The organism is Streptomyces sp. NK08204, from assembly GCF_020400585.1.
Taxonomy (GTDB): Bacteria; Actinomycetota; Actinomycetes; order Streptomycetales; family Streptomycetaceae; genus Streptomyces.
Genome location: NZ_JAINVF010000002.1, coordinates 69,042 through 95,210, shown reverse-complemented (window position 1 = coordinate 95,210; position 26,169 = coordinate 69,042). Strand labels below are relative to the sequence as shown.

The window sequence follows — 26,169 nt, the reverse complement described above, 5'->3', positions numbered from 1 at the left end:
GAAGAAAGCGCCGGGAGCGAGTGCTGCCCGACGCCTTCGACGCTACGGAAACGCGCAGGTCAGGGGATCGGATCCAGGGTGGATCACGGGTTGAACCGTGCGACCTGTCCGCCTCCACCCTGGGGTGGAGAGCTCGTACGGTCGTCCCGGCGGCTACGCGTCGATCCGCGAGCGGTCGAGCGTCGCCGCCGAGCTGGAGATGAACTCCTTGCGGGGCGCCACGTCGTTGCCCATGAGCAGGTCGAAGACCTGTTCGGCGGCTTCCAGGTCGGAGAGGTTGATGCGGCGCAGGGTGCGATGGCGCGGGTCCATCGTGGTCTCGGCCAGCTGGTCGGCGTCCATCTCGCCCAGACCCTTGTAGCGCTGGATGGAGTCCTTGTACCGGATGCCCTTGCTCTGGAACTCCATGAGTTTGTCGCGCAGCTCCCGGTCCGAGTACGTGTAGACGTACTTGTCCTGGCCCTTCTTCGGCTGGACGATCTCCACGCGGTGCAGCGGCGGCACGGCGGCGAAGACCCGTCCGGCCTCGACCATGGGCCGCATGTAGCGCTGGAACAGCGTCAGGAGCAGACAGCGGATGTGGGAGCCGTCCACATCGGCGTCGGTCATCATGATGATCTTGCCGTAGCGGGCCTGGTCGATGTCGAAGGTGCGGCCCGAGCCCGCTCCTATGACCTGGATGATCGCGCCGCACTCGGCGTTCTTGAGCATGTCGGTCACGGACGACCGCTGCACGTTGAGGATCTTGCCCCGGATCGGCAGCAGCGCCTGGAACTCGGAGTTGCGCGCCAGCTTGGCCGTACCGAGCGCGGAGTCGCCCTCGACGATGAACAGCTCGCTGCGGTCGACGTCGTCGCTGCGGCAGTCGGCGAGCTTGGCCGGCAGGGACGAGGACTCCAGGGCGGTCTTCCGGCGCTGGGCGTCCTTGTGCTGGCGGGCAGCGACGCGCGTGCGGGCGGCGGCGACCACCTTCTCCATGACGACGCGGGCCTGCGCGGCAGCGTCCCGCTTGGTGCTGGTCAGGAACGCCTTGAGTTCCTTGGAGACCACGTTGAACACGATGCGGCGGGCCGCCGAGGTACCGAGGACCTCCTTGGTCTGCCCCTCGAACTGCGGTTCCGCCAGACGCACGGTGACGACGGCGGTCAGGCCTTCGAGAGCGTCGTCCTTGACGATGTCGTCCTCGGCCACACGCAGCAGCTTCTTGGCGCGTACCGCCTCGAGCAGCGTCTTGGTGACGGCCTGCTCGAAGCCGGCCACGTGGGTGCCGCCCTTGGGGGTGGCGATGATGTTGACGAAGGAGCGCAGCGTGGTGTCATAGCCCGTGCCCCAGCGCAGCGCCACGTCCACGCCCAGTTCGCGCGTGACCTCGGTCGGGGTCATCTGGCCGTGCTCGTCCAGGACCGGGACCGTCTCCTTGAAGGTGCCATGGCCCGAGAAGCGGAGGATGTCGCAGACCGGCTTGTCTTTCGCCAGGAACTCGCAGAACTCGCTGATGCCGCCGTCGAAGCGGAAGGACTCCTCACCCTTGCTGCCGCCCTCACCCAGACCGTACTCGTCGCGGACGACGATGGTCAGGCCGGGCACCAGGAACGCAGTCTGACGGGCGCGCTGGTGCAGGGTCTCCAGGGAGAGCTTGGCGTCCTTGAGGAAGATCTGCCGATCGGCCCAGTAGCGCACGCGCGTGCCGCTGCGCGTCTTGGGGACCCTCTTGGTCTTGCGCAGGCCGCTCCCGGCCTCGAACCCGGCGTTCGCGCCATCCGCCGCGAAGGCACCCGGGACGCCGCGCCGGAAGCTGATGGCGTGGGTGTGGCCACCGCGGTCCACCTCGACGTCGAGGCGCGCGGAGAGGGCGTTGACCACGGAGGCGCCGACGCCGTGCAGGCCGCCGGAAGCGGCGTACGAGCCGCCGCCGAACTTGCCGCCCGCGTGGAGCTTGGTCATGACGACCTCGACGCCTGACAGACCCGTCTTGGGCTCCACGTCCACGGGGATGCCGCGGCCGTTGTCCCGCACCTCCACAGAGCCGTCGTCGTGGAGGATCACGTCGATGTGGTCGCAGTAGCCGCCGAGGGCCTCGTCCACGGCGTTGTCGATGATCTCCCACAGGCAGTGCATGAGACCGCGGCTGTCGGTCGAGCCGATGTACATGCCCGGGCGCTTGCGCACGGCCTCGAGGCCCTCAAGGACGAGCAGGTGCCGCGCGGTGTAGTTGGAACCGTCCCGGTCTGCTCCTGCCAGCAGCGCTGTGGACGGCACGGACGTGTCGGCGGTCACGCGGTTCGCTCCTCGCTGAATTTCAAGTGGCCCCCCGGTGGGTAGGGGGGCGGCTTCGGTCGCCGCTCAGAGGGTACCGAGGCCTGGTAGAGCCGTTGTAACGCCACCCTCGTCGGGAAACTCAGACTAGTCCAGAGTCGTATGCGCGTTCGATCCCTCGATGGAGTGAAGCACACATCACGTTCCCTTGGAGGCATGAACCATTTAGGCTCCGGGCACGTCCTCATGAACAACCGGCAACCCGGCCGGGAGGGCCTAGACCAAGACAGCGCGAAACCGTACGCACACAAGACACGCACTACGGCACATTCGCCGCCAACCGGCAGCAGACAGCCGTCTCGGAAAAAATCTTTCGAGGAAAAGCCACGAGCGGGAACGTTTTCGGGCTGGTTGGATGTTGACCCTGGTACGACAGCTCGTCGAGCTAGAGAAGAGGCGACGTGACTACTGTTCTGACCCCCGCGAGCCCGTTGACGGCCGCCGATCGCTGCGACCGCTGCGGCGCCCAGGCATACCTGCGCGTCGTCTTGGCGAGCGGCGGAGAACTGCTCTTCTGCGCCCACCACGGTCGCAAGTTCGAGCCGGAACTCAAGAAGATCGCCGCTGAGATACAGGACGAGACGGAGCGGCTGACGGCCGTCCCCAACACCGTTTCCGACGAAGAGCGCTGAATCTCGCAGACACGACGAGCCAGCCCCGGCGCAGGCCGGTGAACGGGCGGTCGCTCCTCTCCTGGAGCGACCGCCCGTGCTCGTGCCTCCCTTCCCCCTGCCGGCTCCTCCTTGCCGGTGCCCGGTGCCCTTCTCAGGAGCGCCCGAGGGGGCGAGGCGGACCGCTCACAGCCGGTTCCAGCGCCTGTACGGCCTCCGAGACCCTCGTGTAGACACCGGGGTTTCCGAGCCGCCCGCAGCCGTGCCCCCAGGACACCAGTCCGATCAGCCGCCCCCTGGCCACCAGAGGGCCGCCGCTGTCGCCCTGACAGGCGTCGGGCCCGCCGGCTGCCTCGCCGGCACAGAGCATGGTGTCGGCGCGGTACGTGCCGTCCGGGCCGCCGGGGTAGGCGCGGGCGCACAGGTCGTCGGCCAGCACGCGCACGCGTGCCGCATGGAGTCGGCGGGTGTAGGCGCCGCCGCCGGTCGTGTCACCCCAGCCGGAGACCAGAGCCTGCGTCCCGGGCGCGTACGCCGCGTCCCCCGGGGCCGCCATGGTCACGACGGCGCTCTGTGGCAGCGGCTTGGCGAGGGTGAGCACGGCGAAGTCGCCGGAGTTGGCCATGACGTCGTAGCGCGGGTTGACCCGGGCGTCCCGGACGGCGATCTCATCGCCCTCGGCCGAGAGCAGGTCCGTACGGCCCGCGATGACCTTGAGGTCCCGCAGGAGGCTCGGCGGCGCTCCCAGGACCTCCTCGGCCAGGCAGTGGGCCGCCGTGAGCACCATGGTCCGCGCGATGGCCACACCGCCGCAGAACTGTCCCGCCCGCGTACCCCCGAACCGGTCACGGCTGGCCAGTGCCACCGTCCACGGGGCCTGGGACACGTCTATCGGGAAGCCTCCGACCACGACGCTGTCGGCGGCCACCGGAGCCCCGCCCACCAGGGGCAGAGCGGTCACCGCGGCTGCCATGGCCAGCGGCCGGACCAGGGCCCGGGCAACGGAACGACGCATGCAGGATCCTCACTCTCGGGTGGTGCCGGGACACCCAGAGTCATGCACGGCGCCGCCGCTCGCAGCACGAAGGCCCGGCCCCCGCGAGGGGAACCGGGCCTTCGCCGCGTAGGAACCGACCTAGTCGAGGTAGTCGCGCAGCACCTGGGAACGCGACGGGTGGCGCAGCTTCGACATGGTCTTCGACTCGATCTGACGGATGCGCTCACGCGTCACGCCGTACACCTTGCCGATCTCGTCGAGGGTCTTCGGCTGACCGTCGGTGAGACCGAAGCGCATGGAGACGACGCCCGCCTCACGCTCGGACAGGGTGTCGAGAACGGAGTGCAACTGCTCCTGCAGAAGCGTGAAGCTGACCGCGTCGGCCGGGACGACGGCCTCCGAGTCCTCGATGAGGTCACCGAACTCGCTGTCGCCGTCCTCGCCCAGAGGCGTGTGCAGCGAGATGGGTTCACGGCCGTACTTCTGGACCTCGATGACCTTCTCCGGGGTCATGTCGAGCTCCTTGGCCAGCTCCTCCGGGGTGGGCTCGCGGCCCAGGTCCTGGAGCATCTGGCGCTGCACGCGCGCCAGCTTGTTGATGACCTCGACCATGTGCACCGGGATACGGATGGTGCGAGCCTGGTCGGCCATGGCCCGGGTGATCGCCTGACGGATCCACCAGGTGGCGTACGTGGAGAACTTGTAGCCCTTGGTGTAGTCGAACTTCTCGACCGCGCGGATCAGACCGAGGTTGCCCTCCTGGATGAGGTCCAGGAAGAGCATGCCGCGGCCGGTGTAGCGCTTGGCCAGGGAGACCACCAGACGGAGGTTGGCCTCCAAGAGGTGGTTCTTGGCGCGGCGGCCGTCCTCGGCGATGATCTCCAGCTCACGCTTCAGCTTCGGCGCGAGCTTGTCGGCGTTGGCGAGCTTGTCCTCGGCGAACAGACCCGCCTCGATGCGCTTGGCCAGTTCGACCTCCTGCTCCGCGTTGAGCAGGGGGACCTTGCCGATCTGCTTCAGGTAGTCCTTGACCGGGTCGGCGGTGGCACCCGCGGCGGCGACCTGCTGAGCGGGCGCGTCGTCCTCGTCCTCGTCGGACAGGACGAAGCCGGCGCTCTCGGCACCCTCCGGCTCGTCGGCGACCTTGGTGTCCTCGAGGACCTCGTCGTCGAGCAGCTCGACGTCGTCCTTCTTGGCCGTGGCCTTCTTGGCGGTCGTCTTCTTGGCGACGGTCTTCTTGGCGGTCGTCTTCTTGACGGCCGTCTTCTTGGCCGCGGCCTTCTTGGCGGCGGTTGCGGCTTCCTCGGCGGAATCGGCGGGGACCGGGGTGGCGGGCGCGGCCGTGGCGGCCGTGCCGACGGTGGCCTTGCGGGTGGTCACCGTCTTCGCCGCGACCGTCTTGGTGGCGGTGCGCTTCGCCGGACTCTTCGCTGCGACGCTCTTTCGGGTGCGCTTGGGCTCTGCGGCACTGACCATCAGCGTCACACCCTCTTCCTCAAGAATCTGGTTGAGGCTGCGCAGTACGTTCTTCCACTGAGTGGCCGGAATCTGGTCAGCTTCGAAGGCCCGACGCACATCGTCGCCGGCGATCTGCCCCTCAGCCTTTCCCCGCTCAATGAGCGCCATGACAGAGACGGACTCGGCGATCTCCGGCGGGAGCGTACGGGATGTGCTGGCCGACACGAACAACCTCTCGGAACGTTGGAAAACGGCTTCCGGCACCGTCCACTGCGGACAGGAGCCGACCACCGGCCTGGGGATGGGCCGACGGCGCGGGCGGGGCCGGGGAGATGCACAGCGCCTTGCATGGCATCCGTATTCCCTCCGCGGCTGTCACCTCTTAGGTCATCGCGCTGTTTCCCCGAGCGTTACGCCCAATCTACGTGGCCCGAGTCACACCCCGTAAGCGACCAAAACCTGTCAGATGCGGACAGAAGAGGCCGCTGAAGTGGCGGTTCGGGCGCTTCGGCGGCAGCGGTGGCCGATCCCGTCCGTCCACCGAGCCCTGTCGAGTACCGCCGGACTTGCCTGACCCCGCCGAACCCCGCCGGACGCCGCCGGTCCTTGCGGGATCCGGCGGGGTCCGGCGGCGTCCGGTGCTGGAGCCCGGCAACGTCCGGCACCGGGACCCGGCGCCGCCACGCGAACCTCAATGCTCGCGCGGGGCGGGTACCACGCGCTCCACCTCGGGGTGGACCGTCAGCAGTTGCCGCATGGCCGTCTCGGCCGCCGCGCCGTCGCCGGTGCCGAGCGCGTCGACGATCCGCGCGTGCTGCGCGAGGGACGCCTCGTTCGGCCGGTCACAGCCGGTGACCGGCCCCCCGGAGACCTGGAGGGCGGCCGACACGATGCCGGAGAGGTGCTCCAGCATGCGGTTGCCGGCGATCTGAATCAGCAGCGCGTGGAACTCGGTGTCGGCGCGCGAGTAGGTCAGTGCGTCGCCCTGCCCCATGGCGTGGCTCATGATCTCGACCATGTCGCTGAGGCGCTGCTGCACCTCCTCGCGGCCGTGCCCGGCGGCGAGGCGGGCGGCGAGGGGCTCGATCGTCCAGCGCAGCTCGCTCAGCTCACGGCGCTGGTCGTCGCGCTGCGGCCCGAAGGCCCGCCACTCGATGATGTCCGGGTCGAGGAGGTTCCAGTCACTGACGGGTCGCACGCGCGTGCCGACGTTGGGACGGGCACTGACGAGGCCCTTGGCCTCCAGGACACGGAGGGACTCGCGGACGACGGTGCGGGAGACCTCGAAGCGCTGGCCGATCTCCTCGGGCACCAGCGGGCGGTCCGCGCCCAGGTCGCCGGAGACGATCATCTGCCCCAGCTGCTGGACGAGTTGGCCGTGCAGCCCGCGTCCGCGGCTGCCCGCGGCACGCCGGCCGACACGGCCCAGCTCGGGGTCCGCGCCTTCCCAGGCGGGCACTGAGACGCGATCGGCCAGCGGGGCGTCCGCGTAGGGGTAGCGGTCGAGTTCGCCCGGGCCGACCAGACCTGAGTCTGTGGAGCGGGCGGCGGTCATCATGGTGTGCGCAAGGGTACTCACGGATCCTTTGTCGGCGCCGCCCTCAACTCCCTTGAGGTCTTTGGTGAAAAGCACACGAAAGGGTGATCGCTCACCCCGTCGCAATTGACGCCTTATCGGAAAGAAATGGGCTTTCTTCGGGGAGTTGTGCGCACAGCGGGACAGGAAATGCACGGACGGCCGTCATCGGACCCTGGTCCGCAGTGTTGTGAGCAGATACGCACAGAGCAGTGCCGTCAGCGACAACGCCAGTGCCCCGCCCAGGGGTTGGGCGACGATCCGGGCCACGCCGAGCAGATACCGCTCACCTCCGAAGGGCCACTGCAGCAGGAACACCTCCCGCATCCGGGCGGGGAGACCGGCCGCCATTCGCACGGCCGGTCCCGGCAGCGCCTGCACGAGCGGTACGACGAGGACGGGTACGGCGAGCACGGCGGCGAGCCCGGCCGTGGTGGACCGGAAGACACCGGCCGCGAGCACACCGGCCCAGGCGCAGCCGACCACCAGCCCGAACCAACTTGCGGTCAGCGAAAGCCAGTCCCCGGGAACCTGGGTCAGCTCCCGTCCGTATACGAGATAAAGCATCTCGGCGTCGCAGCCCACGGTGAGGAAGGCCAGCATCACGGCGGTGGCCCCGGAGACGAGGAGCTTGGCGGTCAGCAGCCCCAGCCGACGCGGCACGGTGCCGCGGTCCGCCGCCAGGGCGGGGTGGCGGAACTCGTCCCCGAAGGCCAGCGCACCGAGCAGTCCTGCCGCAAGCGCGGTGGGCGGCAGGGGGAGCTCCCTCGGCCAGGCCGCGAACAGCCGCGCCTGCGGGGTGTGGCCCAGGCGGGCCAGGAGTACGGCGGTGAGCGCGGACACCACCAGCACGGCCCCACAGGTGAGGAAACCGGTACCGATGCCGGTGGCACGCCGGAGTTCGTAACGCAGGGGACGCAGGGGGCCGGGGGCGGTGCGGACGGAGATGGGGGGCGGAAGGGAGGGCAGCGCGTCGAGGGTGCGGACGGCGTCGGGGCGCGCGGAGCGCTCGGGCTGAGGTCGGCGGCTGCCGGGGTTCCGGGCGCCGGGTAGGTGGGCGCGGGTGGTGGGAACGCCGGCCGCGGAGCTGCTCGTGGTGTCGGCGTACGCCTCCGGCATGACGGAGTTCGTGGCACGTCCGGCGTCGGGGCCGGCTGCGGCCCCGACGGGCCGGGGGCCGTCGGCACGCGCGAGGGCCTCGGCGGGGACGCGGTCGCCGACACCCGCGCCGACACCCGCCGCCGGGTCGGCGACCTCGCAGGTGGCGGTGCCGGTTCCTGACGTCACGACGGCCGGCGCCGGGCCATCATGCGAAACCTGGTCGGCGGTCTCGACCGGATCCGCCCCGTGATGGTGCCCGACGGCCTCCCCCGGCCGCCTGGGCCCGCCGTCGGAGCCCTGCGGATCCTTCATCGACAGGAGTCCCACCCCCGCCTGCTCGTGTTCGCCGGCGGCGACTGCGGACACGGCCGCCTCCTCACGCTCGGTCGGCATGCCACCGGGCACGGCCTCCGGGTCGCGTTCGAGCGGCGAAGAACCAGGCGCCGCCGGGGTCTGCGGTGCACCCCGCCACGCCACCGACGAGCCCGGCGCCGCCGACCCGTTGTCCGACGGCCCGGAGCCCTGCACCGCCGGCACCTGGTCCCTGCGGGACGGGCTCGGCTCAGCCTGTGACGGCTCTGTGCGGGACAGGCTCAGCTCGCTCGGCGTCCGACCGATCCACGGCAGGACCGGCTCAGCCTGTGACCCGGCCCCTGATGCGGCAGCCGCTGCACACTGATCGGGTCCGGATGGCGACGGCTCCGTCCCGGCATCCCTCTCGTCGTGGGGGTCCGCTCCGGCGTCCGGCCCCATGTCCCCTACTTCGTCGGCCAGTTGATGGATGAGGATGCCGTGACGGAACGCCGTCTCGCCGATGTCGGCGGTCGTGGTGCCGTACACCGAGAGCCGGTTGCCGTTCTCCCGTACGACTTCGACGGAGCGGTGGGCGGCGCGGGCCTCCTTGGTGAGCAGGGTCGCCAGACGCGCGGCATGGGGGCTGCGGACGGCCACGCGCGGACGCAGCCGGGTGCGGGCGAAGCGCCGCACCTCCTGGTCTGCGGCGATCCGGCCGCCGTCGAGGGTGACGACGTGGTCGGCGGCGCGCGCGGCCTCCTTGGGGTCGGCAGTACTGAAGAGCACCGTGCCGCCCTGGGTGGCGTGCGCCCGCAGCATGCCGTGCAGCCAACGCGCCTCGCGGCGGGAGAGGCCGCGGGCGGGCTCGTCGAGGACGAGTGTGTGCGGGTCGGGCAGCAGGGCACAGGCCAGGCCGAGTCGGCGGTCCATGCCGCGGGACAGCGTGCCGAGGCGCTCCTCGCGAAGGCTGACGAGACCGAGCACTTCGAGGACCTCGTCGGCGCGCCGGGCCGGAACTCCCGCCGCCGCGCACAGCATGCGCAGGTGACCGCGGACGGAGCGGGACGGATGGCCGGGCACGTCACCGAGGAGCACGCCGACTTCTCGTGCGGGGTGGGCGATCCGGTGCAGGGGCCGCCCCCTGAAGTAGGTGATGCCGCGCCCCTGTTGAAGTTCGAGCATCAGCCTGAGCACCGTCGTCTTGCCCGCGCCCTTGCTTCCGAGGAGCGCGGTGACACGGCCGGCGCGCGCTTCGAAGGAGACGTCGTCCACGGCGGGCGGATGCGCCTTGCGGGGGTTGCTGGTCAGTCCGAAGGCCTGGATCACCTGCAGAAAGATAGCGCGGAATGTCCGTTTTTTCGGGGATCGTTCTGTTTACTGCACGTGGGGCGCGCCTCAGACCTCGGGACGCAGCATCGGCGGGTTGAGCAGCGTGGCACCGCCCGCCCGGAAGAGCTGGGCCGGCCGGCCGCCCTGACGGGTGGTCGTGCCGCCTGTGGGGACGAGGAATCCCGGCGTACCGGTGACCTTGCGGTGGAAGTTGCGCGGGTCGAGAGCCACGCCCCACACCGCCTCGTAGACCCGGCGCAGCTCCCCTACGGTGAACTCGGGCGGACAGAAGGCGGTGGCCAGCGAGGAGTACTCGATCTTGGACCGGGCCCGCTCGACACCGTCCGCGAGGATCTGGGCGTGATCGAAGGCGAGGGGGGCGAGGGGCTCGCCGTCGCGGCCGTAGGCGCCCTGCTGAAGCAGTTCCTCGACCGGTGCCCAGCGGGCGTTGCTCGCGTCGCCGCCCGCGCGGGGTGCGGGCAGGTCCGGGGCGAGGACGAGGTGGGCGACGCTGACCACGCGCATCCGTGGGTCCCGCTTGGGGTCGCCGTAGGTGGCCAGCTGTTCGAGATGGGCGCCGTTGTCCTGGGTCGGGCTCGCGGGATCATGGACGCACAGCCCGGTCTCCTCCGCCAGTTCCCGTGCCGCCGCCTGGGTGAGGTCCTCTTCGGCCCGTACGAAGCCGCCGGGCAGTGCCCAGCACCCCTGGAAGGGCGGCTCGCCCCTGCGCACCGCCAGCGCGCACAGGGCATGGCGGCGTACGGTCAGCACGACCAGGTCCACGGTGACGGCGAAGGGCGGAAAGGCTGACGGGTCGTAGGGCATGCCGCGATCATAGTCGTCTGCCTGACGATAAACACCTCCTTCCTCGGTCACACCCCCCTTCGAGGACCTTCCGCAGCCTCCTCGGCCATGACGAGTCCCATGCGGCTGACGCACCGCGAAGGGGGCACCGCTGATCAGCACTCCGGTCAGGCCGATCTCGCCGAGGGGCGCGCTCCACAGGGGGCGCAGGGTGACCGCACCGGCGGAGGCAGCGGGCCGGACCCCGGCGAGCGCGGTGAGCGGCAGCCCCGCGGAGGCCGCCGCGGTGGCGGCCGGTCGGCAGTCGGCCGGGTGCGGAAGCGGAGCGGTCCCGGCGGACCACTGCCCTGCGGCGAACGTCTCGGCAACCGGTATCCGAAGTGCTCCGCAGCAGACGGCGTGCCTCCTTGGTCCCAAGACTCCGCCGTCCCCGGCCCGCGTGCATGGCCGGGCCGCCGAGCAGCCGGGCGATCCGTTTGGTCTGCACCTTGTCCAACAGGCCCGAGGCCGGCCGGCCACCGCCGAGCAGGCCGGTGTCGAGGATGTGGGCGACACCGCAGCGGAGGTGCGGCAGGCCGCGACCGCCGGGGGCCAGGCCCGCGGCCGGTCGCCCGCCGCCGCAGGCCGGCTGTCCCCGCTCGCCGGAGACGACGAGGGCGGGCAGGGCGACACAGGTCAGGGCGGTGTGCGTGGCGGGTGGGCGGGGCGCGGGTCGTGGGTCGTGGGCTGGGCGGTGATGTGCGCGTGAGGGTGTCCGCGGGTGGAGCGGCGACCCGGCGCCCCCGGCCCATGGCCGGGGGCTGGGGCCGGGGCCGGGACGGCGGACGGACGTCGGGGAAGGGGGCGACGCCGGCTGCTGCATGGGGTCGCTTCCCGGGCGCACGGTCCGCCTCGGACGTGCCGGGCAACAAAGGTCGTGCGGCGGCAGGACTGCTACGGGTGCTGCGCCACTGATGTGAACGGGCACCGGGCTCCTCCGGGTCACGCCTGGCTCCGGGGGGTGTCTCCTGCCGGGCCGTCATCCGCGCCCGCTGCACGCGTACGCGTACGTGTACGCGTGTCCCGCGTGCTCGCGATGCCGGGCCGTGTCTGGCCCGTGGTCGACGGGCGGGAGCGGGAGCCGGCCGGCCGTCGTCGTCCAGCCTCGGCTCGGAGCGGGCGCGATCCGTTGTCGCTCTTACCGGTGGACCGCACGCGGCGACGACGCCGGGGACCGTCGGGGCTCGACTCGGCTCCCTCCGCTCCCGGGGTTCCGGCCTTCCCTGGTCCCTTCTGTTCCGCCCGTTCCTCCCGTTCCACCCGCAGACAGCGGCGGATCGCCCCGGGGTCGAGCCCTTCGTTGCAGGCTTGATGGAGCAGGCGGGCGAAGAGATAGTCGGGGTCCGCGCCCAGCGCCATCGCCAGGGCCTCCCGGGCCTCCAGCTCGTCCCCGGTCGACCAGGCGACCCAGCCCGCCAGGGTCAGCGGGGCTGCGGCGTGCTCCCCGTACGGCCCGACGCAGCGGCGGGCCAGGGCCCGCCAGAGCCGCAGGGCCGGGCCCGCCTCGTCGCCCTCCATCCACGCCGCCGCGCGGTCACGGGTCGTACGGTCCTGGAGCCCGAGGATGAGCGTGGCCGCCTCGTCGTGTGCGAGCAGGCCGTCGTCGCGCACGTCCGCCGGGTGCGCACCGGACACCGGGGCAGCCGCGGCGAACCGGCGGATGACCCGTTCGGCAAGGCCGAGGGTCTCCTCCGCCACCTGCGCACGCGTCGCCTCGTCCAGGATGCGCGGCGCCAGCGACATGCCGGCCGCGTCCAGGGCGACCTCCTGCTCCAGAGCCGCTGCGGCCTCCCAGGGCAGCAGCCTGGCTCGCAACTCCCGCAAGCTGCCGCGCACCTGGATTCCGGCGTAGGTGGCCGCCGCCGCGAGTACCGACGTGCCGGGCAGGCCCATCGGCGAGCCGTCCCCGGGGCAGCACTCGGCGGTCGGGCAGCAGTACGACCAGAAACGGCCGTCCGAGATGCACAGTGCCTCGATCACCGGCACGTCGAGAGCGCCGCACTCGGTGCGCAACAGCTGGGCGAGCGGCTGGAGGCGGCGCATGACGTCCTGGCCCGACTCCCCCGGTGCCGGTTCCTGGCACACATAGGCGACGATCTGCTCGGGGCGGGCACCTCGGCGCTCGCTGCCGGCGATGAGGCCGCGGACCAGCTGACCCGCGGCGGCCCTCCAGTCCTCCTGGTCGACGGGGATTGCGAGCCGGGCCCGGCCGCCGAACCTCCCCCGCCCTTCCCGGTCATGGAGGCCGACGAGCACCATGCTGTCCTCGGGCCGGTAGCCGAGCAGATAGGGCAGGGCATCGGCCAGCTCGGCCGGGGTGCGCAGAGTGACCTGGGTGGTGTGATCCGCGAGGTCGCCGTTGTCCCAGGGCTCGGTCGTTTCGCTGGTGGGGTCAGAGAGTCCGGCGGATTCACCGTTTTCAGGTGATCCAGTCGTTTCGCTGTGATTCGTCATGTGCAGACGATCTCGCGGATCACGAAATTCCGCTTGAGGCTGTGGATAACTCAGCCCTGTGGACAATGTGGCTCGGGCACACGCCAGGATGCACCGTGCTCTCCCGGTCGCGGCATGCGCATGACATGCTCGCGTAGTCGACCGTCCAGGGCGGGACCCGCTCCCCGTGCACCACGGCACGGCGCGGCAAGGGAGCCGAACCAAGATCTCCTCCTGCGCGGCGCTGACGCACACCTGGGCAAGGGCCACGCCTGCAGCCTGCGCTCAGGCCTTGGCCGGACACCGCCGGGCCGTGGTGAAGACCGCGAGCCGGCAACGCGGCGAGCCCTGCCGCCACGTCAGGGGTGGCGCTATGGACGATCGCCGTCCAGCAGTGCCGTGAGGAAGCCGGCGCAGAGTGCAGCTGGCGACAAAGAACCAGGCAGGGGGTGCTGACCGGCTCGTTCGCCCCTGCCGGCTGCTACCCGGCCACAGCCAGGACGAGCGGGAGTACCTGGTCGGCCCCGGCCTGGCGCAGGAGGCGTGCGGCTACGGCCAGGGTCCAGCCGGATTCGGTGTAGTCGTCGACGAGCAGGACCGGGCCGGGGTTGCCGGCCAGGGCATCGGCGAGGTCGTCGGGCACGGTGAACGAGGCGGCCAGGGCGCGCAGCCGCTGGGCGGAGTTGCTGCGGTGCGCCGCGTGCTCGCCGGCCTGCGCGGTGTAGGCGAGGCCGCCCAGCAGTGGGAGCCTGCCGACCCGGGCCAGACCTTCGGCCAGTGAGGCCACCAGCCGGGGGTGGCTGCGGGACGGCATGGCGACGACTCCGACCGGCCGAGCCACCGCGTCGCGGGAGCCACTCGCCCAGCCGCCGGGCGAGCGTGCCCAGTCGGCCACCACCGTCACGACGGCGGCCAGCACGTCGTCCGGAACCGGGCCGTCCGGGGCCTGTGCCGACAGGAGCGGACGCAGGCGGTTGCCCCAGCCGATGTCGGACAGCCTGCCCAGCGCACGCCCGGTGGCCGCCTGCTGGTTCACGGGGATACGGCCCTTGAGATCGATCCCGACCGCAGGCATGCCCGAGGGCCACATGCGGCGCGGCTCGACCTCGACCCCAGGGCGGTCCAGCGCGCCGGTCGCCGCCGCGAGGGCCTCCGGTGAGACCGCGGGATCGAGCCAGGGCCCGGCACAGGAGTCGCAGCGTCCGCACGGCGCCGCCTTCTCGTCGTCGAGCTGCCGCCGCAGGAACTCCATCCGGCACCCGGTGGTCGCCGCGTAGTCCCGCATGGCCTGCTGCTCCTCCTCGCGTTGCCGGGCCACACGCGCATACCGCTCGGCGTCGTACGCCCACGGCCGCCCGGTGGCGGTCCAGCCGCCCTTGACGCGCTTGACCGCCCCGTCCACGTCCAGGACCTTCAGCATCGTCTCCAGCCGCGAACGCCGAAGGTCCACCAGCGGCTCCAGCGCCGGCAGCGACAACGGCCGGTCCGACTGTTCCAGAACGGCCAGGGTGCGCCGCACCTGTTCCTCGGGCGGGAAGCCCACGGAGGCGAAGTACGCCCAGATCGCCTCGTCCTCCCGGCCGGGCAGCAGCAGCACGTCGGCGTGGTCCACGCCACGCCCCGCACGCCCCACCTGCTGGTAGTAGGCGATGGGCGAGGAGGGCGACCCCAGGTGCACCACGAACCCGAGGTCCGGCTTGTCGAATCCCATGCCCAGCGCCGAGGTCGCCACCAGCGCCTTCACCCGGTTGGCCAGCAGGTCCTCCTCCGCCTGCAATCTGTCGGCGTTCTCCGTCTTACCCGTGTAGGCGGCCACCGGATACCCGCGCTGCCGCAGGAACCCCGCGACCTCCTCCGCCGCCGCCACCGTGAGTGTGTAGATGATCCCCGAACCGGGCAGGTCCTCCAGCCGCTCGCCCAGCCACGCGAGCCGATGCGCCGCGTCCGGCAACTTCAGCACCCCCAGCCGCAGGCTCTCCCGGTCCAGCGGCCCCCGTAGAACCAGGGCGTCCCCGACCCCTGTCCCCAGCTGCTCCGCCACGTCTGCGGTCACGCGCGCGTTCGCGGTCGCCGTCGTGGCCAGGACCGGCACATCCGCCGGCAGCTCCGCCAGCATCGTGCGCAACCGTCGGTAGTCGGGGCGGAAGTCGTGCCCCCAGTCGGAGATGCAGTGCGCCTCGTCGACCACCAGCAGACCGGTCGTGGCCGCGAGCCGGGGCAGGAGCTGCTCACGGAACTCAACGGAATTGAGGCGTTCCGGACTCACGAGGAGAACGTCGGTCTCGCCGCGCTCGACCTCCTGGTGAATGGCCTCCCACTCCTCCGGATTGGCCGAGTTGATGGTGCGCGCCCGGATTCCGGCCCGCTGGGCCGCCTCGACCTGATTGCGCATCAACGCCAGCAAAGGCGAGACGATGGTGGTGGGGCCCGATCCACGCCGGCGCAGCAGAGCGGTGGCGACGAAGTACACCGCCGACTTGCCCCAGCCGGTGCGCTGCACCACCAGGGCGCGCCGGCGCTCCTCCACCAGGGCGGCCACCGCCTGCCACTGATCCTCCCGCAGCCGCGCCGAACCCGCCGAGGCGCCGATCAGCTGGGCGAGGAGGGCATCGGCTTCGGCTCGAAGCTCCAGGTTGTCCATGCCTCCATGCAACCCGATGCGAGGTCTGTCGACCAATTCGCCCAGCCGGACACCGCTGCCGCCCGCACCGGAACCGTCGGGCGGCCCAGGGGTCGATCGCCGGTCCTCCGGGTAGGGATATAAGCCACGCACCGTCAGATAACTTCCGGTGGGCCCATTTGCTCGTTGCCGCATCCCAGTTCGAGAGGAAGAATTGAGGTCCGCTCCCCGCACGGCTCGTTCGTATTACTGCCGGGCTCTGCTGTGGTGCGCGCCCCCCGAATCCGACCTCGCCCGAAGTATGGGCGCGTAGCCGAAGGGAGGAACGTGACCTTCGGATTCACCTCGTCCTCGGCGGCCTCCTTGTCGACGTCCGCGTCCGCCGCTTCCGCCAGCCGCCTGCTCGAACCCGCGGAGTGGGCCGCCGCCGGAATCCCCCTGCTGCGCAACCCTCGTGAGGTCGTCAGCGGGCTGCACGCCCGCCATCGTCCCAGCCCCTCCACCGTGATCGTGGCCGTCCTCGATCCGGAGGAGCGGCTGTGCGCGAGCGCCTCGTTCACGCGCCGCTCCGCCCCGGCCGACGGCTGGATGTTCCGCAACGCGCTGCTGGACCAGCTGCGCCGGGTCATCCCGCACGACCTGCGCCGCCGTACTCCGATACGCACCGCTGTCCTGCTGTACTGCCGTGAGGGCGACGCGCGCTGGACGGAGGAGGACGGAGCCTGGATGTGGGGGCTGCGCGACGCCTGCACGTTGCACGGGCTGCGCTGCGGGGCGTACATCACGTTGACCCATGAGGGGTGGCAGGTACTCGGTGAGGGGCGTGGCGGGCGGCGTCCGAGCGCCAGCTCGCCGCCGGAGCCCTTCGCCCTGTCGCAGGCCCCGCCGCAGACGCCTCGCACCGGCGGCCCGGTCTCGGAGGTGCTGCGCCGCGCGGCGGCCCGCTGACACGCACGGCCCACGGGTCGACGGCAGGTCCGCTGCCCACGACGCCCTCGGCCGCCTCCTGCGAAGGCGACCGCCGGTGCGCCCGACGGCCGGAGGGCCGCCCCGTTACGGGGACGGCCACCGTCAGTCGTCCGGGCACGCCAAAAGCCGCACCGAACAACCGATGCCGTCGGCGCGGCTCCCTTCGTCACCCCGGTGTCCCGGGGGACGTACGCGGCTCAGACGCCCGTGCCCAGCAGCGAGTTGATCTGCTGCGGGTCGCCGCAGACGATCAGCAGGGCCGCGGCCCGCGTGTGGGCCAGCGGGAGGGCGGCGGCAGCAGCGGAGGCGGGACCGCCGTTGACGGCCACCACGACCACGGGGCGGGTCGCGGCGCGGGAGGCGACGGTGGCGTCCGCGTAGAAGACGTCGTCGCCGGCGTCGTGCTGAGCCCAGTAGGCGGCCTCGCCGAAGGACAGCTCGTGTTCGGCCCACGGGTGCTGGGCGCCCGTGGTGAGCACGAGCACGTCGCCGGGGGCGCGGCCCGACTCCAGCAGGAGGTCCACGGCCTCCTCGGCGGCGTCCAGGGCACCCTCGGCCGAGGCCGGGATCAGCTGGATCTGCGGAGTCGCCGTGGTGGCGGCAGAGGCCGGGCCCGACGGGCCCGGAGTGACCGGAGCGGCGTCACGGGGCGTGCGCTGCACGGGCGGCGCGGGCCGCGGGGGGCCCGGACGACCGGGGCGGGACGGAGCCGCAGGACGGGGGCCGGGTACGGGGCGGGGGGTCGGCGCGGTACGGCCGCTGGCCGGCGTGGCGCGGGGACCCTGGGCACTCTCGTGAATCTGAGGCTCCTCGGGAATGAGAGGCATGAGCTGATTTTTATCAAACGTTGGAGCGGTGCGGATGACCGGGTGGCACATCAGTGCGAGCGGAACCGTCAGAAATCGAAGCCGAGCTGGCCCTCGATCTCCGGAACGCTTCCGTCCGCCCAGCTGCGGACCTTCTTGAGGTGCCGCCACTGGGGCAGCGCATCAAGATACGCCCACGACAATCGGTGGTACGGGGTGGGGCCCCGCTCCTCCAGTGCGGCCTTGTGCACGGGCGACGGATACCCGGCATTGTCCGCAAACCCGAAGTCTGCATGGTCGACACCCAGTTCGGCCATCATTTTGTCTCGCTGAACCTTGGCGATCACCGACGCCGCCGCGACGGCGACGCAGGTCCGGTCACCCTTGATCACCGTGCGCACCTTCCAGGGGGCACCGAGGTAGTCGTGCTTCCCGTCGAGGATGACGGCGTCGGGGCGGATCGGCAGAGCGTCCAGGGCACGGACCGCGGCGAGCCGAAGCGCCGCCGTCATCCCCAGGTCGTCGATCTCCTCCGGGGAGGCATGCCCCAGCGCGTAGGCCGTCACCCACCCCCGCAGGAGTTCGGCCAGCGCCGTACGACGCTTGACGGTCAGCAGCTTGGAGTCGGTCAGCCCCTCGGGCGGACGACGGAGTCCGGTGATCGCGGCACAGACGGTGACAGGCCCGGCCCAGGCGCCGCGCCCCACCTCGTCGAGACCGGCAATGACCTTCGCTCCGGTCGTGGCGCGCAGGGAGCGCTCGACGGTGTGGGTAGGCGGTTCGTACGGCATGGCGCCCTAAGCGTACGCCGCCGGGATCATCCTCCGACACCCCGGCGGGGTGCGCGTATCCCCGAGCAGGTCCTCGAACGGTACGGCGGCCCCATCGGGACGGCGCCGGAACGCTCTTCTAGCCCCCCACGGGTATCCAGCCAGGAAGTTCCTCGGTCCGTTCCACCCACTCGCCGGGGGGCGCCCCGGCCTTGCCGGAGGCGAGGATGCCGCCGACGATCGCACAGGTCGTGTCCACGTCGCCGCCCACCTGGGCGGTCGTCCAGAACGCCGTCTCGTAGTCACCGAGGGCGCGCGCGGCGGACCACAGGGCGAAGGGGACCGTGTCATGGGCGGTCGTACGGCGTCCGCAGCCCAGAACGGCCGCCACGGTGGCCGCGTCGCCGTAGTCGAGCATGTCCCGGGCGCGGCGCAGCCCCTGGCCGACGGCGCTCTTCGGCACCAGGGCGACGACGCCGTCGAGAAGGACCTCCGGGCGGGGCGGGCCGTCCGGCGAGCCCACGAAGGCCGCGGCGGCGGCGACGGCCATGGCTCCGACCACGGCCTCACGGTGCTGGTGCGTGGGATAGGCGGAGATCTCCGCCTGGTGGGTCGCCTGCTCCGGATCGTCCGCGTACCAGGCGCCCAGAGGTGCGATCCGCATCGCCGCGCCGTTGCCCCAGGAGCCCTGCCCCTTGAAGAGCCCGGCGGCCAGCTCGCGCCAGTCGCCACCCTCCCGGACGAGGCGGAGCAGCCGGTTGACGGCAGGGCCGTAGCCCCGGTCGAAGTCGTGGTGTTCCGCGAAGGAGCGGGCCAGGGCGTCCTGGTCGACGCGGTGGTGGGCGGCGAGGACGGCCACGACGGAGCAGGCCATCTCGGTGTCGTCGGTCCACTGCCAGGGGCCGGCGGGCAGCTCGCGCCGCTTCAGCAGGGGATAGTTCGCCGGAACGAAGAATTGAGAGCCCAGCGCGTCGCCCACCGCCAGGCCGCGCAGGCTGGCCAGGGCGCGGTCAAGGCGCCCGAGAGAACTGGAATCAGCGGTCATCGCCCTCCCACCTTATCCGGTGACCCAGTACGGCAGCGGCTCCCGCCAACGCTCGAAAGGACGGTCGAGCGTGTACCTGCCGTCCTCCCCGAGAACGAGCATCCGCATCTCCGCGTTCCCGGGGTTCGACAGCGACTCGAATTCCGCGACCGTCCAGTGGAACCAGCGCATGCAGAACAACCGCATCGCGAGCCCGTGCGTCACCAGGAGCACGTTCGGCGGATGGTCGGGAGCCTCGAAGCTGCGGTACAGGCTCTCCAGGAAGCCACCGACCCGGTCGTACACGTCGGCGCCGGACTCTCCTTGCGGGAAGCGGAAGAAGAAGTGCCCGTATGCGTCCCGGTAGGCCTTCTGCAGGCGGACGTCCTCGCGGTCCTGCCAGTTCCCCCAGTCCTGCTCACGCAGTCTGGGCTCCTCCCGCACCCGTATCAGCTCGGGGTCGAGGTGGAACGCGCGCAGGGTCTCGTGCGTACGACGGTACGGGGAGACGTACACGCTCACGCGTTCCCGCCCGAAGAGCCCCCGGAGCGCCTTCCCGGTCTCCTCCGCCTGCCGCATGCCGAGCTCGGTCAGCCCGATCGCATGGTCGGGCTCCCGCTCGTACACGGTGTCGTCGATGTTGCCCGTCGACTCGCCGTGCCGGACAAGGACGATTCGCCGTGGTCGCGCCATGCCAGAACCCTAGTTCGCGCATGCGACGGATGCGATCCACGTCCGGTCGGGTTCTCGAGCCGTCGCCGTCGGTGTCAGACCGTCCAGGACGGCTCCAGATCCACGATGTCTCCGGACAGGGCGGCCACGTCGGCCTCGGTCTGGGCCCGCAGGGCCAGCCGCTCCACCCTCTCGGTGCGGTACTTGCCGTGTTCCGCGGCCGACCGCCACATGGACAGGACCAGGAACTCCTGCTCGGGCGCCTCGGCGAACATGCCGCGGATCATGCCGGGCGAGCCGGCCATGGCGGGGTTCCAGACCTTCTCCTGCATGAGCGTGAAGTGCTCGATCCGTTCCTCGTGGACGCGGCACAGGGCCACCCGGACGAGATCTGCGTCGGTGAACCGGGGCTCGAACCCGGTCTTCACGTCGAAGCGGTACTCGAACAGCTTGACCTGGGAATCCTTGAACGTGCCGGACTGGGCCGCCGCGAGCCGGTCGTGGGAGCGGGCCATGAAGGAGTCGTAGAAGGCACGGCTCTCCCAGAAGGCGAAGATGTGCGCCACGCCGGGCCGCCGCCGGCTCCAGCCTCCGCCCTGCCCGCGAAAACCCGGCTCCCCCAGAAGCCCCGCCCATTTCCGCTGCCCCCGCTCGAACGCGCGGCGGTCCACCACGGTGCAGCGAATCCACTTGACCAGCACCGCGCCATCGTAAGGCCACCGGGCGTGGCGCCGGTCACGCTCCGGCGGAGATCACCCGCGCATGCACCCCCGCGCACATGGCACGATGGACAAGGAGCCCTGACTGCTTCGGAGTTGGGGACAGGCGTCTGCAAAGGGGGAGGGAAGCCCGGTGGGCGACTTCAGCAAGGGGATCGGTAAGGTCGAGGTCGGGCTCAAATGGGACCCCAGTCCGGCCGGCCTGCCGCCGACGGATCTGGACATCATCGCGGCGACGTTCACGGTGGACGACCCCTACGGGGCTCCCGCCTACCTGGTGCACTTCGACAGCCGCTCGCCGGACGGCACGATCTTCCTGAACCGCGACAGCACGGACGGCAGGGGATTCGGCTGGGACGAGGTCATGACGCTCGAACTGGACCGCCTCGACAGCCGGTACGCGCGCGTGGTGGTGGGTGTCGTCATCCAGCAGCAGGCCGCCCGCAAGACGTTCGCCGACGTACTGAATCCGGCCATGCGCGTCCGCGAAGGCCGCTACACCGTACTCGCCGAGGACGACTTCGCATCGGTCCCCGAGGCGACGGCGGCCACGTTCGCCACGTTCACGCGGGACGCGTCCGGAGCCTGGCTCTTCCGGGCCGGTGTCCACGGCTTCGACGAGGACCCGGCGTCCTTCACCCGGGTCATGGGCAGAAGCCACGCGTGAGGGGCGCCGGCCTTTGCCGGCGCCCCTTGCTTCAGCAACCGCGTGACTCAGGAGCCGCGAGTCGTCAGCTGCAGCCGCTGGTCGAGCCGCAGCCCTCGCAGATGTAGCAGGAACCGGCGCGCTGCATCTTCGTGCCGCAGGAGAAGCACAGCGGGGCGTCCGCCTGGATACCCAGCTGCATCTCCACCAGCTCGGCGCTGGTGTGCGCCTGCTTCGGAGCGGGCTTGGCCGCCTCGGGCTCGGCCTTCGGCGTGGCGACGGCCTTCAGCTCCTGGGCGCGCGGCGCGGACTGGGCCAGGCCCTCGACGTCGACCTCGTCGTCGGCCGGCTCGTACGAGCCCGTCTCCAGGTGGCGCTGGCGTTCCTCGGCGGAGTGGATGCCGAGCGCCGAGCGGGTCTCGAAGGGCAGGAAGTCCAGCGCCAGGCGGCGGAAGATGTAGTCGACGATCGACTGCGCCATCCGCACGTCCGGGTCGTCCGTCATGCCGGCCGGCTCGAAGCGCATGTTCGTGAACTTCGAGACGTACGTCTCCAGCGGCACGCCGTACTGGAGGCCGACGGAGACCGCGATGGAGAAGGCGTCCATCATGCCCGCGAGGGTCGAACCCTGCTTGGACATCTTCAGGAAGACCTCGCCGAGACCGTCGTCCGGGTAGGAGTTGGCGGTCATGTAGCCCTCGGCACCGCCCACCGTGAAGGAGGTGGTGATCCCCGGGCGGCCCTTGGGAAGGCGCTTGCGGACCGGGCGGTACTCGACGACCTTCTCGACCTTGGGCTCGACGGCGGCCTGCGTCTCGGTCTTCTCCTGCGCGGAGTCCTTCTTCTTGGCGGAGAGCGGCTGGCCGACCTTGCAGTTGTCGCGGTAGATCGCGAGCGCCTTGACGCCCAGCTTCCACGCCTCGTAGTAGATCTCCTCGACCTCCTCGACGGTCGCCGTCTCCGGCATGTTGACCGTCTTGGAGATGGCGCCGGAGATCCACGGCTGGATCGCGGCCATCATGCGGACGTGGCCCATCGGGGAGATGGCGCGCTCGCCCATGGCGCAGTCGAACACCTCGTAGTGCTCGTGCTTGAGGCCGGGAGCGTCGATCACGTTGCCGTGCTCGGCGATGTGGGCGACGATCGCCTCGATCTGCTCCTCCTGGTAGCCCAGGCGGCGCAGGGCCTGCGGAACGGTGCCGTTGACGATCTGCATCGAGCCGCCGCCGACGAGCTTCTTGAACTTCACCAGCGCGAGGTCGGGCTCGACACCGGTGGTGTCGCAGGACATCGCCAGACCGATGGTGCCGGTCGGGGCGAGGACGGACGCCTGGGAGTTACGGAAACCGTTCTGCTCGCCGAGGCGCAGCACGTCCTGCCAGGCCTCCGTGGCGGCGGCCCACACCGGGGTGTCCAGGTCGTCCATGCGGACGGCCGCGCCGTTGGCGTCCGCGTGCTGGCTCATGACGCGCTGGTGGGCCTCGGCGTTGCGGGCGTAACCGTCGTACGAGCCGACGACCGCGGCGAGTTCGGCGGAGCGCCGGTAGGCCGTGCCCGTCATCAGGGAGGTGATGGCGCCGGCCAGAGCACGGCCGCCGTCGGAGTCGTAGGCGTGGCCGGTGGCCATGAGCAGAGCGCCGAGGTTGGCGTAGCCGATGCCCAGCTGGCGGAACGCGCGCGTGTTCTCGCCGATCTTCTGCGTCGGGAAGTCCGCGAAGCAGATGGAGATGTCCATCGCGGTGATGACCAGCTCGACGACCTTCTGGAAGCGCTCGACGTCGAAGGACTGGCTGCCCTTGCCGTCGTCCTTGAGGAACTTCATCAGGTTCAGCGAGGCCAGGTTGCAGGACGTGTTGTCCAGGTGCATGTACTCGCTGCACGGGTTCGACGCGGTGATCCGGCCGGACTCGGGGCAGGTGTGCCAGTTGTTGATGGTGTCGTCGTACTGGATGCCGGGGTCGGCGCAGGCCCAGGCGGCCTCGGCGATCTTGCGGAAGAGCGCCTTGGCGTCGACCTCCTCGATGACCTCGCCGGTCATGCGGGCCCGCAGGCCGAACTGGCCGCCCGCTTCGACCGCCTTCATGAACTCGTCGTTCACGCGGACCGAGTTGTTGGCGTTCTGGTACTGGACGGACGTGATGTCGTCGCCGCCCAGGTCCATGTCGAAGCCCGCGTCACGCAGGACGCGGATCTTCTCCTCCTCCTTGACCTTGGTCTCGATGAAGTCCTCGATGTCGGGGTGGTCGACGTCGAGAACGACCATCTTGGCCGCGCGGCGGGTGGCACCACCGGACTTGATGGTGCCGGCGGAGGCGTCGGCGCCGCGCATGAAGGAGACCGGGCCGGAGGCGTTGCCCCCGGAGGAGAGCAGCTCCTTGGAGGAGCGGATGCGGGAGAGGTTCAGGCCGGCGCCGGAGCCGCCCTTGAAGATCATGCCCTCTTCCTTGTACCAGTCGAGGATCGACTCCATGGAGTCGTCGACGGACAGGATGAAGCAGGCGGAGACCTGCTGGGGCTGCGGGGTGCCGACGTTGAACCAGACGGGGCTGTTGAAGCTGAAGATCTGGTGCAGAAGGGCGTAGGCCAGCTCGTGCTCGAAGATCTCCGCGTCGGCGGGCGAGGCGAAGTACTTGTAGTCCTCACCGGCCTTTCGGTACGTCTTCACGATGCGGTCGATCAGCTGCTTGAGGCTGGTCTCGCGCTGCGGGGTGCCGACGGCACCGCGGAAGTACTTGCTGGTGACGATGTTGACCGCGTTCACCGACCAGAAGTCGGGGAACTCGACGCCACGCTGCTCGAAGTTGACCGAGCCGTCGCGCCAGTTGGTCATGACGACGTCACGGCGCTCCCAGGCCACCTCGTCGTACGGGTGTACGCCGGGGGTGGTGTGGACGCGCTCGATACGCAGCCCCTTGGTGGCCTTGGCGCCCTTGGTGCGGGAACCTCGTACCGGACCGCTCGCCGTCTCTGTCATGCCGCCTCCCTGATACGGGCGAAAACGCCCTGAAGTGCCCCGTTTGTTCCCGTGGCACGGTGTTCTGTCTGGCGTTGCGGGCACCCTCAGCCACGCCCGCAACAGGTCTTCGTTCGCCGCCTACCGGCCGGAACCCGGGGCTCCGACCCGTTCCGGCCCGCCGGTCAGTCGGCGGCGTGAGCGGGCACCGGGACCTTGGTCCCTCCGGGCCCGTGTTCGTCTTCCCGGCTCCCCGCTCCCGCGTCCTCCACGTCGGCGGCGGGGCCCCGCGTCGCCTCCCTCAGCTCCGCGATGGCGGCCTCGAAGTCCTCGAGCGAGTCGAACGCCCGATAGACGGAGGCGAACCGCAGAAAGGCGACGAGGTCCAGCTCCTGCAGCGGGCCGAGTATGGCCAGACCCACGTCATGGGTGGTCAGCTCGGCGCTTCCCGTGGCCCGCACCGCCTCCTCGACCCGCTGGCCGAGCTGGGCGAGTGCGTCCTCGGTGACAGGTCGCCCCTGGCATGCCTTCCGCACACCATTGATGACCTTGGTACGACTGAACGGCTCGGTGACTCCGGACCGCTTCACCACCATGAGCGAGCACGTCTCCACGGTCGTGAAACGACGGGAGCAGTCAGGACACTGGCGGCGCCTGCGGATCGACGTGCCGTCGTCGGTCGTACGACTGTCGACGACGCGGCTGTCGGGGTGCCTGCAGAAGGGGCAGTGCATGATCTCCAACCCTCCTCACAGCAGACTCAACAGCCTCGCTGGACCCATGGGCCCCTCGAAGCAGCCTCAAGCATAGGCGATCGCGGAGGTGCCGAAGACCGGGGGGCACCACGAAAACACAACTTCTGGGATGCGGTAGCCATGCAACCACTACATGTAGGGATTGACTCATACGCCGAGAAGGACACGCGTGTCGCCGCAGGTACACGGGGCGGTTACGGAGATACCGTGGGCGCCACAGGGAGGACGCGTGCGACTCCGGCGCAGAACGCGACCCGGAACCCGGCCGGCGCGGCTCCGGATGGCAGACTGTGAAGGCCGCCCACGAGGCGGCAGCACCGGCGGTGAAGAGTACAACAATGGTCACTTTTGTCCGCCGGGCCGCATGTCAGCCATACACCTAGACACGTGATCGCGTCAGGCAAAACGCACTTTTTCACTCGAACGTGTGTTTGGCGCAACCTTTCGAAAGCAACTACCGTTGTCCAGCAGGGAGACCATCGAGAGGGGCCGACGTGACCACCACCGCAGACAGTGCCACCATCACTGCCCAGGACCGCTCCCAGGGCCGAGTCGAGCCGGTACATGCGATGAATGAAGCCACGAATCCCGAGGGGCCCAAGCGTTCCCTGCCGGGCCGACCTCCAGGTATCCGGGCGGACAGCTCCGGGCTCACCGACCGGCAGCGCCGGGTGATCGAGGTCATCAGGGATTCGGTGCAGCGGCGCGGCTACCCGCCGTCGATGCGGGAGATCGGCCAGGCCGTCGGCCTCTCCAGCACGTCCTCCGTGGCGCACCAGCTGATGGCGCTGGAGCGCAAGGGCTTCCTGCGCCGCGACCCGCACCGGCCGCGCGCGTACGAGGTGCGCGGCTCCGACCAGGCCGTGAGCGTGCAGCCCACGGACACCGCCGGCAAGCCCGCCGCGTCGTACGTCCCGCTGGTCGGCCGGATCGCCGCCGGCGGTCCGATCCTCGCGGAGGAGTCCGTCGAGGATGTCTTCCCCCTCCCCCGCCAGCTCGTCGGTGACGGCGAGCTGTTCGTCCTCAAGGTCGTCGGCGACTCCATGATCGAGGCCGCGATCTGCGACGGAGACTGGGTCACCGTCCGCCGCCAGCCCGTCGCCGAGAACGGCGACATCGTGGCGGCCATGCTCGACGGCGAGGCCACCGTCAAGCGCTTCAAGCGCGAGGACGGCCACGTCTGGCTTCTCCCGCACAACGCGGCCTACGAGCCGATCCCCGGCGACGACGCGACCATTCTGGGCAAAGTCGTCGCCGTGCTGCGGCGCGTGTGACGG

General features: G+C 70.7%; 20 protein-coding genes. 5 read left to right on the top strand and 15 right to left on the bottom strand.

Features of this window, described 5'->3' with window-relative positions:
* Positions 1–153: 153 nt before the first annotated feature.
* Positions 154–2,277, bottom strand: coding sequence for a type IIA DNA topoisomerase subunit B (locus K7G59_RS03575; protein ID WP_225830334.1), 2,124 nt, complete (start codon positions 2,275–2,277; stop codon positions 154–156).
* A gap of 440 nt (positions 2,278–2,717) precedes the next feature.
* Between K7G59_RS03575 and K7G59_RS03570 the strand changes: the two genes are divergently transcribed.
* The gene (locus tag K7G59_RS03570; protein WP_225830333.1) at positions 2,718–2,948 is read left to right on the top strand and encodes a hypothetical protein; all 231 of its coding nucleotides are present in this window, start codon (positions 2,718–2,720) and stop codon (positions 2,946–2,948) included.
* A gap of 133 nt (positions 2,949–3,081) precedes the next feature.
* Here the strand turns inward: K7G59_RS03570 and K7G59_RS03565 are convergent, their stop codons facing one another.
* The 5 genes from K7G59_RS03565 to K7G59_RS03545 all read right to left on the bottom strand — a co-directional run bounded on the left by K7G59_RS03565 (position 3,082) and on the right by K7G59_RS03545 (position 10,507).
* On the bottom strand, positions 3,082–3,942 hold the full coding sequence (locus K7G59_RS03565; RefSeq protein ID WP_225830332.1) for a serine protease: 861 nt from the start codon (positions 3,940–3,942) through the stop codon (positions 3,082–3,084).
* 120 nt (positions 3,943–4,062) lie between these two features.
* Complete coding sequence (locus K7G59_RS03560; protein WP_308294984.1) at positions 4,063–5,607, bottom strand: RNA polymerase sigma factor; 1,545 nt, start codon at positions 5,605–5,607, stop codon at positions 4,063–4,065.
* A 466-nt stretch (positions 5,608–6,073) separates the two neighbouring features.
* On the bottom strand, positions 6,074–6,961 hold the full coding sequence (locus K7G59_RS03555) for a FadR/GntR family transcriptional regulator (RefSeq protein WP_225830331.1): 888 nt from the start codon (positions 6,959–6,961) through the stop codon (positions 6,074–6,076).
* Between the two features lie 162 nt (positions 6,962–7,123).
* A complete protein-coding gene (locus K7G59_RS03550) occupies positions 7,124–9,679 on the bottom strand; it encodes an ATP-binding cassette domain-containing protein (protein WP_225830330.1) in 2,556 nt (851 codons plus the stop codon).
* Positions 9,680–9,748: 69 nt separating this feature from the next.
* Complete coding sequence (locus K7G59_RS03545; protein ID WP_225830329.1) at positions 9,749–10,507, bottom strand: NUDIX domain-containing protein; 759 nt, start codon at positions 10,505–10,507, stop codon at positions 9,749–9,751.
* Positions 10,508–11,030: 523 nt separating this feature from the next.
* Between K7G59_RS03545 and K7G59_RS03535 the strand changes: the two genes are divergently transcribed.
* Positions 11,031–11,234 (top strand): hypothetical protein, encoded by a 204-nt coding sequence (locus K7G59_RS03535; RefSeq protein ID WP_225830759.1) that lies wholly within the window; start codon positions 11,031–11,033, stop codon positions 11,232–11,234.
* A 233-nt stretch (positions 11,235–11,467) separates the two neighbouring features.
* Here the strand turns inward: K7G59_RS03535 and K7G59_RS03530 are convergent, their stop codons facing one another.
* On the bottom strand, positions 11,468–12,979 hold the full coding sequence (locus tag K7G59_RS03530; protein WP_225830328.1) for a DUF4192 domain-containing protein: 1,512 nt from the start codon (positions 12,977–12,979) through the stop codon (positions 11,468–11,470).
* 460 nt (positions 12,980–13,439) lie between these two features.
* Entirely contained in the window at positions 13,440–15,599 is a 2,160-nt protein-coding gene (locus K7G59_RS03525; protein WP_225830327.1) for a RecQ family ATP-dependent DNA helicase, read from the bottom strand.
* Between the two features lie 306 nt (positions 15,600–15,905).
* Between K7G59_RS03525 and K7G59_RS03520 the strand changes: the two genes are divergently transcribed.
* Entirely contained in the window at positions 15,906–16,526 is a 621-nt protein-coding gene (locus K7G59_RS03520; RefSeq protein ID WP_225830326.1) for a hypothetical protein, read from the top strand.
* A 218-nt stretch (positions 16,527–16,744) separates the two neighbouring features.
* Here K7G59_RS03520 and K7G59_RS03515 read toward each other — a convergent pair whose 3' ends face one another.
* From K7G59_RS03515 to K7G59_RS03495, 5 genes are all read right to left on the bottom strand, one after another.
* A complete protein-coding gene (locus tag K7G59_RS03515; protein WP_225830325.1) occupies positions 16,745–17,374 on the bottom strand; it encodes a hypothetical protein in 630 nt (209 codons plus the stop codon).
* 68 nt (positions 17,375–17,442) lie between these two features.
* Complete coding sequence (locus K7G59_RS03510) at positions 17,443–18,144, bottom strand: ribonuclease HII (RefSeq protein WP_225830324.1); 702 nt, start codon at positions 18,142–18,144, stop codon at positions 17,443–17,445.
* A gap of 118 nt (positions 18,145–18,262) precedes the next feature.
* Positions 18,263–19,168, bottom strand: a complete 906-nt coding sequence (locus K7G59_RS03505; RefSeq protein ID WP_225830323.1) for an ADP-ribosylglycohydrolase family protein — start codon at positions 19,166–19,168, stop codon at positions 18,263–18,265.
* A 12-nt stretch (positions 19,169–19,180) separates the two neighbouring features.
* Positions 19,181–19,840 carry a histidine phosphatase family protein gene (locus K7G59_RS03500; RefSeq protein ID WP_225830322.1) on the bottom strand — a complete coding sequence of 220 codons (660 nt, stop codon included), beginning with the start codon at positions 19,838–19,840 and terminating at the stop codon, positions 19,181–19,183.
* Positions 19,841–19,914: 74 nt separating this feature from the next.
* Entirely contained in the window at positions 19,915–20,520 is a 606-nt protein-coding gene (locus K7G59_RS03495; protein ID WP_225830321.1) for a YdbC family protein, read from the bottom strand.
* A 151-nt stretch (positions 20,521–20,671) separates the two neighbouring features.
* Between K7G59_RS03495 and K7G59_RS03490 the strand changes: the two genes are divergently transcribed.
* Positions 20,672–21,205 carry a TerD family protein gene (locus tag K7G59_RS03490; RefSeq protein ID WP_374114186.1) on the top strand — a complete coding sequence of 178 codons (534 nt, stop codon included), beginning with the start codon at positions 20,672–20,674 and terminating at the stop codon, positions 21,203–21,205.
* Between the two features lie 64 nt (positions 21,206–21,269).
* Here K7G59_RS03490 and K7G59_RS03485 read toward each other — a convergent pair whose 3' ends face one another.
* Positions 21,270–24,158, bottom strand: coding sequence for a vitamin B12-dependent ribonucleotide reductase (locus K7G59_RS03485; protein ID WP_225830320.1), 2,889 nt, complete (start codon positions 24,156–24,158; stop codon positions 21,270–21,272).
* A gap of 164 nt (positions 24,159–24,322) precedes the next feature.
* Positions 24,323–24,871 (bottom strand): transcriptional regulator NrdR, encoded by a 549-nt coding sequence (nrdR, locus tag K7G59_RS03480; RefSeq protein WP_225830319.1) that lies wholly within the window; start codon positions 24,869–24,871, stop codon positions 24,323–24,325.
* A 515-nt stretch (positions 24,872–25,386) separates the two neighbouring features.
* Here nrdR and lexA point away from each other — a divergent pair.
* Positions 25,387–26,166, top strand: coding sequence for a transcriptional repressor LexA (lexA, locus tag K7G59_RS03475; RefSeq protein WP_225830318.1), 780 nt, complete (start codon positions 25,387–25,389; stop codon positions 26,164–26,166).
* Positions 26,167–26,169 lie beyond the last annotated feature (3 nt).